The sequence below is a fragment of the Pseudomonas hefeiensis genome, assembly GCF_030687835.1.
Classification (GTDB): domain Bacteria; phylum Pseudomonadota; class Gammaproteobacteria; order Pseudomonadales; family Pseudomonadaceae; genus Aquipseudomonas; species Aquipseudomonas hefeiensis.
In genome coordinates this window covers 3,846,688-3,858,657 of record NZ_CP117449.1, presented here as the reverse complement: position 1 = coordinate 3,858,657, position 11,970 = coordinate 3,846,688, and the positions used below count along the sequence as shown (strand labels likewise).

Genomic DNA, 11,970 nt, shown 5'->3' with positions numbered 1-11,970 from the left:
CCGAACAAGAGAAAACGCCATGAACGATCAATGGATCGATGTATGCGCCGTGGGCGAAATCAATGAAGAAGACGTCATTCGCTTCGACCACGGTCCGCATACCTATGCTATCTACCGCTCTGCTGACAACGAATTTTTTGCCACTGCTGGCCTGTGTACTCACGAGTCGATCCACCTGGCTGACGGCCTGGTGATGGACCACGTCATCGAGTGCCCCAAGCACAACGGGCGCTTTGACTATCGCACCGGCAAAGCCTTGGGGGCGCCGGTGTGCGTCAATCTCAAGACCTATCCGGTACGGGTCGACGCGGGACGGGTTCTGCTCGCCATTTCGGCTTGACCGCCAGGAGTGCACGCCATGAATGCTCCACTGATTATCGTCGGCGCCGGCCATGCCGGTGGCCGCACGGCGCTGACCTTGCGCGAGCAGGGTTATACCGGTCGGCTGATCCTGATCGGCGATGAACTCCATTTGCCGTACGAGCGTCCTCCGCTTTCCAAGGGCTTGCTGCAGGGTACGATGAACCTGGACGATTGCAGCCTGTGGCGGGATAGCCGGCTCACTGAACTGAACATCGAACACCTGGCGGGCAACCCGGTAAAAAGCCTGGATCCGCAGCACCACCGCCTGCAATTGACCGACGGACGTTGGCTGTCCTACAGCCGATTACTGCTGGCGACCGGGGGTAGAGCGCGTCGCTTGTCCCTGGTGCCTGAACCTCTGTCCAACGTGCTTTACCTGCGCACCCATGACGAAGCCCTGGCCCTGCGCAGCGCATTGAGGCCCGGCACGCGCCTGGTGATTGTCGGCGGTGGCTTTATCGGCCTCGAAGTCGCGGCAACGGCCCGAACCCTGGGCTGTCAGGTGACGTTGCTGGAAGCCGGGCCACGACTGGCCGGGCGAGTATTGCCTGAAGCCGTGTCCCAGGCCTTGTTGGAGTTGCATCGGCAACAGGGCGTGGATGTTCGGCTGAACGTAGCGCTTGAAAGGGTACAAGGCATCGAACGCGCTGAGGCGGTGCAACTGGTGGACGGCCAGGTGCTGCCCTGTGACTGGGTGGTAGTCGGTATCGGCATGCAACCCAACATCGAATTGGCCGCAGCGGCGGGGCTTGAGGTGGGCCAGGGAATTCGAGTCGATGCCCAGTTGCGCACCAGCGCGCCAGACATCTTTGCTGCCGGCGATGTGTGTGAGTTTCGCCTGCACGCCGATGCGTTATTCCAGCGCCAGGAAACCTGGCGCAATGCCGAGACCCAGGGCCGTCACGCGGCATTGAATCTGTTGGGCGGCGAGCTGCCGTTCGAGGGGGTTCCCGGCTTCTGGTCTGATCAGTACGACTGGGGCTTACAGACGGTGGGCGTGATCTCACCGACGCCACCTTCGGCCGTTCGCACCCTGGCAGGCGGTGGTCTGCTGCTGTTCTACCTGGACACCGAGCAACGTTTGCAAGGTGCCTGCGGCTGGGGGCAGGGCAACAGCGTTGCCAAGGACATCAAGTTATGTGAACGGCTGATTGCCAACCTGACCCCACTCTCTGTGGACGCATTGGCCGACGCCGATGTGTCGCTCAAACATCTGCTAAGGCCCTGACATGCGTGAATTCCTGGTGTTTCAGTCCCTGTGGGCCATGCAAGATCACCGTGGTCAATGCGATCTTTCCCTTGAGGCGCAGGTGGAGAAGATTGCCGCTGCTGGCTTCGATGGGGTCACCGACCATTTCTGGATCGCGCCACAGGCCGAACGTCTGCATGCCGCTGCCAAGGCGCAAGGCCTGCAAATCGAAGGTCAACTGTTTCCCCGCACCGTGAGTGACTTGGCGCAAGCGCTTGAGGTGGCCTCTCGCTACGGCTGCCACCACCTCACGCTGCAAGCCGACGTCCGGCCGCGCACGCTGGCACAGGCGATCACTATGATCGAAGGCTGGCAGCGTCTGGCCGAGCAGGTGGACTTTCCGATCCTGCTGGAAACCCACCGCTATCGTCTCACCAGTGACCTGTTGTTCACCCTCGATTTGCTCGCGCAGATGCCCGACCTCAAGTTGTTGGCTGACTTGTCCCATTACGTCGTGGGCCGCGAATTGCCTGAGCCGGCCGCGGCCGAAGACGACGAACAGATTCACACCATCTTGCGACACAGTTGGGGTTTTCATGGGCGGGTCGCTAATAGTGAGCAGGTCCAGGTGCCCTTGACCTTCGCCCAGCATCGCCCCTGGCTGGACCGGTTTCTGGGCTGGTGGCGTTACGGAATCAAGGATTGGCTGGCGCGACCGAACACACCCGCGAGCCTGTCCTTCACCTGCGAGCTTGGCCCGCCACCCTATGCGATCACGGGGAGTGATGGGCGCGATATAACGGATCGCTGGGGCGAGGCGCTGCTGCTGAAGGAACTGATGCGTGGTGTTTGGGATGAGTGTGTTGACGCCGATGCCGAATTGCTCCACGTGCCGACGCAAGACTGACCCATCTTCAAATCCGCACAAATCCAACACAGTATTGGTTCGCGAGGAATCAGGCTGGGTCAGAGAGATCTCGGTAACTGGGTCAATTCGGAGTCGGCGCCAACAGGTCGGACGCTTACCTTCGTACTCTGATCGGTCAGAGATGGCGCCAACCGAATCTGCCAGTGCGCGGCTAATATTCCTGCATTGCATCCTCCAACGCTCCCCGAAAATACTCCTGCGACGCCCGGTCACAGAGGATGTGCAAGCTCGCCTGCTGCACGGCACCTGAATTGATGACAATCACGTTGATGCGTGCCGCCGACGATTGAACTACAGCTCCCGGGCCGAACGCCTGCGGGCTCAGATCAACCCCACAGAGCTTGGCCAATACTTCGCTCAGATGATCCCCCGTCAGTTGAAAACAGGCATGGCTGTCCTGACGAGGCAGCAGATAGTTGGCTTGGTGATCGAGCTCCCAGCGGGCTTCTTCATCGGCCATTCGTTGGCCCTGATCCTCGGGACTGCCCAGCAGCAGGTATTCGGTCTGCGACAGCCGTGCCACCTGACTGCCATCGGCTTGAATCACCGCACGGTTGGGCGCATCTGGCAGGACGAAGCCGCGGCTGCGCAGGTACTCGGCACTGTAGGCGCCGCGGAAACCGACCCGCGGCAGGTCGGTCAGGTCCGCCAGGCGGCACCCCGGCAACGGTGCCAAGGCTTGTCGGGCGATGCTGTGTTGTTCTCTCAGACTGGTCATGACTCAAAGCTCCTGGCGTTGGTTGTCGGGATCGAAGAAGGGCAACTGCACCACCTCGGCCTGGACCACGATGCCGCCTTCGACACGGATCGGAATTCGTTGCCCTGGTGTGCTCTGGTCGATGCCGGCGTAGGCCAGGCCGATGATCTTGCCCAGGGAGGCGGAATACTCGCAGGAGGTGACGTTGCCGCTGATGTCCGGGCCGTTAAGCACCAGGTGGCCTTCCAACGGTTGCAGGCTGCCTTTGGGCAGGCTGAAACCCACCAGTTTACGTTTCAGTGGCTGGGCTTCGAGGATGTCCACCGAGCGGCGGCCGACGAAGAACGGCTTGGTGCGACTGACCGCCCAACCCATGTCGATTTCTGCCGGGTGGGTCATGCCGTCGGTGTCCTGGCTGATGATCACGTGACCTTTTTCCAGGCGTAGCAGGCGCTGGGTTTCGACGCCAAAGGGACGGATGTCATGGGCCTTGCCGGCCTCCATCAGCGTGTCCCAGAGCATAAGCCCGTGGCGCGCCGGCACGTGGATCTCATAGCCCAGTTCGCCGACAAAACCCACGCGCAGCAAACGGGCCTTGATGCCGGCCACGGTGCCTTGACGGACGCCCAGATAAGGGAAGGCTTCGGCGCTCAGATCCAGGTCGGTGCAGACCTGCTCCAGCACTTTGCGCGAATCGGGCCCGGCGACGTTGACCGCGCAAATGGCCGCGGTGACGTTGGCGACGTCCACGTCCAGGCGCCATTGTGCATTCCACTTGAGCATCTGCTGATAGATCCGGTCGACGCCGCTGGTGGTGGCGGTGACGTAGAAATGATTCTCGGCCAACCGCGCACAGACACCATCGTCGATCACCACACCGTGCTCGTTGGTCATCAGCGCATAGCGGGAGCGGCCGACCGGCTGTTTGAGGAAGGCAAAGGTGTACATGCGGTTGAGCAGCTCGGCGGCGTCCGGGCCACGTACATCCAGGCCGCCCAATGTCGAGACGTCGATGATGCCGACCTTGTTGCGTACATGCAGGGCTTCGGCCTGCATGCAGGCTTCGCGATCCTTGGCATCACCGTAGTAGGCCGGGCGTTGCCAGATTCCGGCGGGCATCATCTTCGCCCCGGCTTGCAGGTGGCGAGCATGCATCGGTGTTTGTCGGTAGGGATCGAATGCGCGACCGGCGACATGCGCCAGCTTCTCAGCCACAAACGGTGGTCGCGCCGTGGTCACGCCGGTTTCGCTGATGTTGCGCTGCGTGGCCCACGCCACCAGCCGTGCAGTCGGCAGCGCCGAATGACGTCCCTGGGACGGGCCCATGCCCACGGTGGAGTAGCGCTTGACCAGTTGCACGTCGCGATAGCCGATCCGGGTGGCGTTGACGATGTCGGCGACTTGCAGGTCCTCGTCGAAGTCGACGAAGTCCTTGCCTTTGGGGTGCGGGAAGATCGGCCAGTTGAAGTTGATCCGGGCTTCTGTAGCGAAAGGTGCACGCTGGGCTCCAACCTCAAGGCCCAGGGCGAGCGCCGCATCGGCACCAGCGTTCACGCCATCGGCGACGACATTGTCCAGCCCATGGCGGCCATTGACCGAGCCGGCGACCGCGAGGTTTTTTGGCAGGCCGCTGAGAGTGAACTCGGCGCGCTGGTCGTCGTAGGCCAGTTTTCCGCCGGCCTGGCACAGCAGCTGATAGACCGGCATGTAACCTGCTGACATGCACAGCAAGTCGCAGTCCAGGATTAGCCCACTCTCGGCGACCTGACCTTGCGCGGTGATCTTGCGTATGTCGACGCCAGTGACATGACGCATACCCTTTGCGTGCAGGGCTTCGTACACCGTGCTGTTGCTCAGGCAACGGATCTTGCGTTGCGCCAACGCCCCCTGCAAAGCGATGTTCCCTGGCGCATGGCGCAGGTCCACCAGCGCCGCCACTTCTACCCCTTGATCATGCAAATCGAGAGCCGCGAGGTAACCGTCATCGTTACCCGTCAGCACCACCGCGCGTTTGCCGGGTTTGACCGCATACAGTTTCATCAACCGTTGCGCGGCGCTGGTCAGCATTACCCCGGGCAGGTCATTGTTGCGGAAGATCACCGGCTGATCGAAGGAGCCGCTGCACACCAGGCATTGGCGGGCGCGCACCTTGTACATGCGTTTGCCCTGGATCACCGGCAGGTAGTTATCGGTGAACCAGGCGTTGCAGGTGGCTTGGGTCAGCACCTGAATATTGGCATGTTGTTCCACCGCTGCCAGCAACTCGCGTCGCAGGGTTTCGCCGCGCTGGCCTTCGATGTCGAAGCGGGCATAGGTCAGCGAGCCGCCGAGTACAGCTTGCTGTTCGATCAGCAGCACCTTGGCACCCGCATTGGCAGCGGTCAGGGCCGCGTGCAGCCCGGCGGGACCGGCACCGATCACCGCCACGTCGGTGAACAGGTAGGCCTTGTCGTAGTATTCAGGCTGGAACTTCAGGTCGAGCACGCCGAGGCCGGCCTTCTTGCGAATGATCGGTTCCCAGACTTTCCACATGCCCTTGGGCTTGTAGAACGAGCGGTAGTAGAAACCCACCGGCATGAATTTGGAGAATTTGCCCAGGTAGGCGTCGCGGTCGTTATCCAGTGAGCCGTTGACGTTCTGCGCCGTGACCTGCAAACCGGCGGACAGCGCGTGAGCGTCGGCCAGCACGTTGGGTTCTTCAGGCAATTGCACCAAGCTGTTCGCGTCCTGGCCGGCCATGGTCAGCGGGCCGCGTGGGCGATGGTATTTGAACGAGCGGGAAATCAGGAAACGCCCGTTGGCCAGCAAGGCGCTGGCGATGCTGTCGCCTTGCAAACCTTGATAGCGGTGGCCGTCGAAACTGAAATCCAGCGGCTGATCGCGGTCGATCAGCAAGCCCATGGGGGCGGGTAGGCGGTTCATCCTGCGATCTCCTTGGCAACTGCGCTGAATTCGACACGGGTGCTGAACAGTTCTTTGGGATCGAAGGTACGCAGGATTTCGTCGGTGACGGTGTGCCGCTCCGCCAGAAACCAGTAGCTGGATGGAGTGTGCATCCACCACTCGCGCACCACGCCGGCGAGGTTGTCGGTGTTGAACACGTAGTCGGCCCATTCGGCATCGCTGCAACTGACCGGGTCAGGCATTGGCTTGAATTCGCCGCCATAGGTGAACTCGCTGATATTGCGCGGCCCGTTGAGCGGGCAAGTCATGATTTTCATAGTCCGCTCTCCGTCAGTGACTGGCCGCCGTGGCGCCCATTTCGTTGACTTGCTGGAAGGTCGAGAAACGTTCGAGGCCGAACGGTTTGATCAGCTCCGGCACCTTGCCGCCGCTGGCGACCAACTCGGCCATGGTCTTGCCGCAGATTGGCGTGGCCTTGAAACCCCAGGTGCCCCATCCCGCGTCGAGGTAGTAATTGTTCACCGGCGACAGGCCCATGATCGGGCTGTAGTCCGGGGTCATGTCGGTGATCCCGGCCCATTGGCGCATCAACTTGGCGTTGGCCAGGAACGGGAACATCTCGATCGCATGGGCGAGCAGGCTCTCCTTGAGGTCCAGGGTCGAGCGTGTGTTGAACAGCGGGTATGGATCGGAGCCGCCGCCAAACACCACCTCGCCGCGACTGGTTTGCTGCACGTAACAGTGCAGGGCGGAGGAACTCACCAGCGGATCAAGAAACGGCTTGAACGGCTGGGTAACCATGGCTTGCAGCGGGAAGGTCTGGATCGGTGAACGGATCCCGGCCTTGGCCATCAGTAAAGAACTGTGCCCGGCAATCGCCTGCACCGCGCAACCGCACTTGATGGTGCCGCGATTGGTTTTTACGGCAGTGATGGTGCCGTTCTCGATGATTAGATCCTGGACTTCGGTCAGTTGATGGATTTCCACACCGCGCTTGGCAGCCTGCTTGGCGTAACCCCAGGCCACCGCATCGTGGCGAGCGGTAGCGCCGTCGATGTGCCACAGGCCGGCGAGAACCGGCAAGTGGCCGGGATCGAGGTTGAGGCTGGGCACCAGTTCGCGGATCTGCTGGCGGTCGATCATCTCGGTGCGGCCGCCGAAGTGTTTGTTGACCTCGGCCCGCTGGCGAAACGAACGCACCGTGGCATCGGTGTGGGCCAAGGTCAGTTGGCCGCGCTCGGAGTACATGATGTTGAAATCGAATTCGTTGGAAAGCGACTGGAACATCCGCACCGACTCGGCATAAAAGCGCACACCTTCACTGGTCAGGTAGTTGGAACGGATAACCGCGGTGTTGCGCGCGGTATTACCACCGCCCAAATAGGATTTTTCCAGCACCGCGATGTTAGTAATACCGTGGTACTTGGCGAGGTAGTAAGCGGTGGCCAGGCCATGACCGCCGGCACCGATGATCACTACGTCATAGCTCGATCTGAGTTCCTTCGGTGGCGGCAAATCCACGTCTACCGGGTACTCTGAACTCATCCCGTATTTCAATAGATTGAATGGCATAAGGCCTCCGATTGGCTGCGTAGGGCCCGGTGTTGTGCAAGGGCTGCGATGACGGTGTTTTTCATCAGGAAGGCAATAGTCATCGGACCGACGCCTCCGGGTACCGGGGTGATTGCCGCGACGTGGGGCAGGGCGCTGTCGAAGTCGACATCGCCTACCATACGGCTGCGGCCATCGTCCTCGATGCGGTTGATGCCGACGTCAATCACCACGGCGCCTGGCTTGAGCCAACTGGCGTCGATCAGTCTTGGGCGACCTACGGCGGCGATGACGATGTCTGCCTGCCGGCACAGGGCCTGCGGATCCGGGCTGCGCGAATGCAGGACGGTCACCGAGCAGTCGGCCTGCAGCAACAACGCTGCCATGGGTTTGCCGACGATGTTCGAGCGGCCGATCACCACCGCGTGCTTGCCGCGCAGATCGCCGCAGGTTTGTTCCAGCAAATACAAACAACCACTGGGGGTGCAGGGCGCGAGTACCGTGCGACCCTGGCTGAGGCCGCCGACGTTCTGACTGTGGAACCCATCGACGTCCTTGTCCGGAGCGATAGCCTCCAGTGCGCGTAATTCATCGATATGAGCAGGCAGCGGTAGCTGCAGAAGAATGCCGTGGATCGAGCGATCGGCATTCAGTCGGGCGATCAGAATGAGTAACTGTTCAGTGCTGGTGTCCGCAGGCAGCCGATGTTCCAGCGAGCGGATACCCACCTCTTCGGCGCGCAGGATCTTGTTGCGCACGTAGACCTGGCTGGCCGGGTCGCTGCCCACCAGGATCACCGCCAGCGCAGGTTCAATGGCTTGCTCGCGCAGGCGCTTCACGTCCTCGCGGACCTGTATCAGCACGCGGGCGGCGCTGGCTTTACCGTCGATCAGTTTGTGCGTGTTCACCGGAAGATCACCGTTCTGTCCTGATTGAGGAAAACCCGGTGCTCCAGGTGGTACTTGACCGCCTTGGACAGGGCCACGGTTTCGGTGTCACGACCGGTGGCGACCAGGTCGTCGGGCAGGTAGACGTGATCGACACGCTGCACTTCCTGTTCGATGATCGGTCCCTCGTCGAGGTCGCTGGTGACGTAGTGAGCGGTGGCGCCAATGAGTTTCACGCCACGTTGGTAGGCCTGGTGATACGGCTTGGCGCCTTTGAAACCGGGCAAGAATGAATGGTGAATGTTGATCGCCCGGCCCGAGAGCTGCTTGCACAGGTCATCGGAGAGGATCTGCATGTAGCGTGCTAACACCACGAGTTCGGTTCCGGTGTCGTCGACGATCTTCATCAGTTCGGCTTCCTGCCGGGCCTTGGTGTCCTTCGTCACCGGCAAATAGATGAAGCGAATGCCCTCGCGTTCGGCCATAGGGCGCAGGTCGAGGTGATTGGAGACGATGGCGGTAATGGTCATGTCCATTTCGCCTTTGTGGTAGCGGTAGAGCAGGTCGGTCAGGCAGTGGTCGAACTTGCTGACCATCAGCAACACGCGCATCGGCTCGCGGGTGTCGTGCAGTTCCCAGCTCATGTCGAAAGCTTGGGCGACGTCAGCGAAACCGTCCTTGATCTGTTGAATGTCGCCCGGATGGCCGTCGTTGAAGCGGAACACCGCGCGCATGAAAAAACGGCCGCTGAAGTCGTCGTCGAATTGCGCCATCTCCCCGATGTAGCAACCGTTGTCCGCCAGATAGGTGGTGACGGCTGCGACGATGCCGGACACCGCGGGACAGGTGATCTTGATAATGAAATGGTTTTTTTCGTGTTGCATGACACGTCCTCGGGATGATGGCGGCAGCTCATCGCATAGCGAAAAAAATCATCAACGGACAGCAGGCTCATCCATGAGCGCGTTTTCTTGAGGGGAATAAATTATTCCTGACGTGACTTTATAGGGGAGTGGAGGCGGGACGTCTAGGGGTTTTGGGAAAGATTTTTAACTGAGGGGGATTTTTTGCGAGGGAGGGTGACTCGTTTCCGTCGGTCGAACGCGGTCAAAAATGTGGGAGCGGGCTTGCTCCCACAGGTTGATCTTCATGCATCGGGAGGGGGCGTTACTCTTTGTCGTTGCCGTAATTCATGATCGACAAAAGGCGGATAGGCACCTGCACCAGTTGCTCGGGGCCATGGGGGATTTCGCCTTCGAACGTCAGACTGTCGCCAGCTTCCATGTGGTAAAGCTGATTGCCGTGGCGATAGATCAATTCACCTTCCAGCAGGTGAAGGAATTCGGTGCCGGGGTGAGAGAAGGTCGGAAACTCCTCACTCGCATCATCCATGCTGACCATGTAAGCCTCGAAGCTCTTCTTCGGCCCGCGGGTGTGGTTGAGCAGATGGTACGTATGGCCTTTCTCGGTGCCGCGGCGTACCACTTCCATGCCCTGATCGGCCTTGACCAACAGCGCGCTGCCGTCCTGCTGGTCGTATTCGCTGAACAACTTCGACAGTGGCAGGCCGAGCACGTCGCACAGACGGCTCAGGGTATCGAGGCTGGTGGACACCTGGGCGTTTTCGATCTTGCTCAACATGCCCTGGCTGATATCGGCAATCTTGGCCACGTCAGACAATTTCAGATCCTGAGCCTGGCGCTGGCGCTTGATCTGCAATCCCAGATATTGCTCAAGCTTGAGGCGCGGGGCGGTTTCGGTCGACATAGTCATCAAATCCTGCACACTTTCCGTTCAGTAATATTAGTTTCGCACTGAGAAAGTGCAAATGGCGACGCTTGCCGCCAGCCCAGGGGGCAGTATTCCCCCAGGGAAAAGAATATTCCCATATATACAGCACAAAAGCGCCTGTCACAGCGTTTCGCCGTTTCACTCGCGAATCTGGCAAGGGCTTTGCATTCCTATTGGGAAAATAACTTTCTTTTTAGGAATAAAAAGACGGTCAAGGCCCATCCAGAATGTTTTGCCTTTCGCGAGGAGTGACGAGCAATGTTGCCAGCAGAAACCCAGCGCATCATCGACAAGCACGGGATCAAGTACGTGCTTGCGCAATTTGTGGATATTCACGGTGCGGCTAAAACCAAGTCGGTGCCGATCTGTGGGCTCAAGACCGTCGCTGAAGAGGGAGCAGGTTTTGCCGGGTTCGCGATCAGCGGCATGGGCATGGAACCCCACGGACCGGACTTCATGGCCCGTGGCGATCTGTCCACCCTGACCCCGGTGCCCTGGCAGCCGGGTTACGGGCGAGTGGTATGCATCGGTCATGTCGACGGCAAACCGCATCCGTATGACAGTCGTTATGTGTTGCAGCAACAAGTGCAACGCCTGGAAGAAAAGGGCTGGACCCTCAACACCGGTCTGGAACCCGAGTTCAACCTGATGCGCCGCGATGAGAGCGGCAAGCTGCAACTGGTGGACCTCAGCGACAACCTGGACAAGCCTTGCTACGACTACAAAGGCCTGTCGCGCTCCCGCGTTTTCCTTGAACAGCTGACCGAAGCCTTGCAGGCCGTGGATTTTGAGGTCTATCAAATCGACCACGAGGACGCCAACGGCCAGTTCGAGATCAACTACACCTACAGCGACGCCATGACCTCGGCGGATCGCTTCACTTTTTTCCGCATGGCTGCCGGCGAAATCGCCAACGATCTGGGCATGATCTGCTCATTCATGCCCAAGCCGGACCCGAAGCGCGCCGGTAACGGCATGCATTTTCACTTGTCGATCAGCAGTGCTGAAAACAAAAACCTGTTCCATGACGCCAGCGACCCCAGCGGTATGGGCCTGTCGAAAATGGCTTATCACTTTGCCGCCGGCCTGCTGGCCCATGGTCCGGCGCTGTGTGCCTTCGCCGCGCCGACGGTCAACTCCTACAAGCGTCTGGTGGTGGGCAATTCGTTGTCCGGCGCGACCTGGGCGCCAGCCTTCATTGCCTTCGGCGCCAACAACCGTTCAGCCATGGTGCGTGTGCCTTACGGCCGTCTCGAATTCCGTCTGCCGGACGCGGGGTGCAATCCCTATCTGGTAAGCGCCGCGATCATCGCTGCCGGCCTGGACGGCATCGACCGCCAGTTGGAAATCGACCATGTCTGCAACGAAAACCTCTACAGCTTGAGCCTCGAGCAGATCGCCGCGCGGGGCATCAAGACCCTGCCGCAATCGCTCAAGGAAGCCTGCGATGCGCTCGAAGCCGACCCGTTGTTCGCCGAGGTGCTCGGCCCGCAAATCGTTGGCGAGTTCATCAAGCTCAAGCGCATGGAGTGGGTGGAATACAGCCGCCACGTCTCCGATTGGGAGATCCAGCGCTACACCGAATTTTTCTGATTTGTTGCATCGACAACCATTCGGGCACCCGGCACGGCGTCGGGCGTTCACTGCCTCCGAAGGAGAC

11 protein-coding genes are annotated in these 11,970 nt (G+C 60.3%); 4 read left to right on the top strand and 7 right to left on the bottom strand.

Annotated features, from left to right (window positions below):
- Positions 1–19 precede the first annotated feature (19 nt).
- From PSH57_RS17215 to PSH57_RS17205, 3 genes are read left to right on the top strand one after another with little or no spacing between them, the layout of a single operon-like run.
- Positions 20–340: a MocE family 2Fe-2S type ferredoxin gene (locus PSH57_RS17215; RefSeq protein WP_018608132.1), complete on the top strand. Its 321-nt coding sequence runs from the start codon at positions 20–22 to the stop codon at positions 338–340.
- Positions 341–358: 18 nt separating this feature from the next.
- Positions 359–1,591 carry an NAD(P)/FAD-dependent oxidoreductase gene (locus tag PSH57_RS17210; protein ID WP_422766041.1) on the top strand — a complete coding sequence of 411 codons (1,233 nt, stop codon included), beginning with the start codon at positions 359–361 and terminating at the stop codon, positions 1,589–1,591.
- 1 nt (position 1,592) lies between these two features.
- Complete coding sequence (locus PSH57_RS17205; RefSeq protein ID WP_305384372.1) at positions 1,593–2,459, top strand: sugar phosphate isomerase/epimerase family protein; 867 nt, start codon at positions 1,593–1,595, stop codon at positions 2,457–2,459.
- Positions 2,460–2,631: 172 nt separating this feature from the next.
- On the opposite strand, the gene PSH57_RS17200 is transcribed toward PSH57_RS17205, so the two are convergent.
- The 7 genes from PSH57_RS17200 to PSH57_RS17170 all read right to left on the bottom strand — a co-directional run bounded on the left by PSH57_RS17200 (position 2,632) and on the right by PSH57_RS17170 (position 10,286).
- Positions 2,632–3,198, bottom strand: a complete 567-nt coding sequence (locus tag PSH57_RS17200; protein ID WP_305384371.1) for a sarcosine oxidase subunit gamma — start codon at positions 3,196–3,198, stop codon at positions 2,632–2,634.
- Positions 3,199–3,201: 3 nt separating this feature from the next.
- Entirely contained in the window at positions 3,202–6,099 is a 2,898-nt protein-coding gene (locus PSH57_RS17195) for a 2Fe-2S iron-sulfur cluster-binding protein (protein ID WP_305384370.1), read from the bottom strand.
- The gene (locus PSH57_RS17190; protein WP_305384368.1) at positions 6,096–6,398 is read right to left on the bottom strand and encodes a sarcosine oxidase subunit delta; all 303 of its coding nucleotides are present in this window, start codon (positions 6,396–6,398) and stop codon (positions 6,096–6,098) included. Before PSH57_RS17190 ends, PSH57_RS17195 begins: the two co-directional genes overlap by 4 nt.
- A 13-nt stretch (positions 6,399–6,411) precedes the next feature.
- Positions 6,412–7,653 carry an FAD-dependent oxidoreductase gene (locus PSH57_RS17185; RefSeq protein ID WP_305384366.1) on the bottom strand — a complete coding sequence of 414 codons (1,242 nt, stop codon included), beginning with the start codon at positions 7,651–7,653 and terminating at the stop codon, positions 6,412–6,414.
- Complete coding sequence (folD, locus tag PSH57_RS17180; RefSeq protein ID WP_305384365.1) at positions 7,635–8,540, bottom strand: bifunctional methylenetetrahydrofolate dehydrogenase/methenyltetrahydrofolate cyclohydrolase FolD; 906 nt, start codon at positions 8,538–8,540, stop codon at positions 7,635–7,637. Before folD ends, PSH57_RS17185 begins: the two co-directional genes overlap by 19 nt.
- A complete protein-coding gene (gene purU, locus PSH57_RS17175; RefSeq protein WP_123722574.1) occupies positions 8,537–9,403 on the bottom strand; it encodes a formyltetrahydrofolate deformylase in 867 nt (288 codons plus the stop codon). Before purU ends, folD begins: the two co-directional genes overlap by 4 nt.
- A gap of 283 nt (positions 9,404–9,686) precedes the next feature.
- On the bottom strand, positions 9,687–10,286 hold the full coding sequence (locus PSH57_RS17170) for a helix-turn-helix domain-containing protein (protein ID WP_123722575.1): 600 nt from the start codon (positions 10,284–10,286) through the stop codon (positions 9,687–9,689).
- Positions 10,287–10,568: 282 nt separating this feature from the next.
- On the opposite strand from PSH57_RS17170, the gene glnT reads away from it, so the two are divergent.
- Complete coding sequence (gene glnT, locus PSH57_RS17165; RefSeq protein WP_305384364.1) at positions 10,569–11,903, top strand: type III glutamate--ammonia ligase; 1,335 nt, start codon at positions 10,569–10,571, stop codon at positions 11,901–11,903.
- The last annotated feature ends 67 nt before the right edge of the window (positions 11,904–11,970 follow it).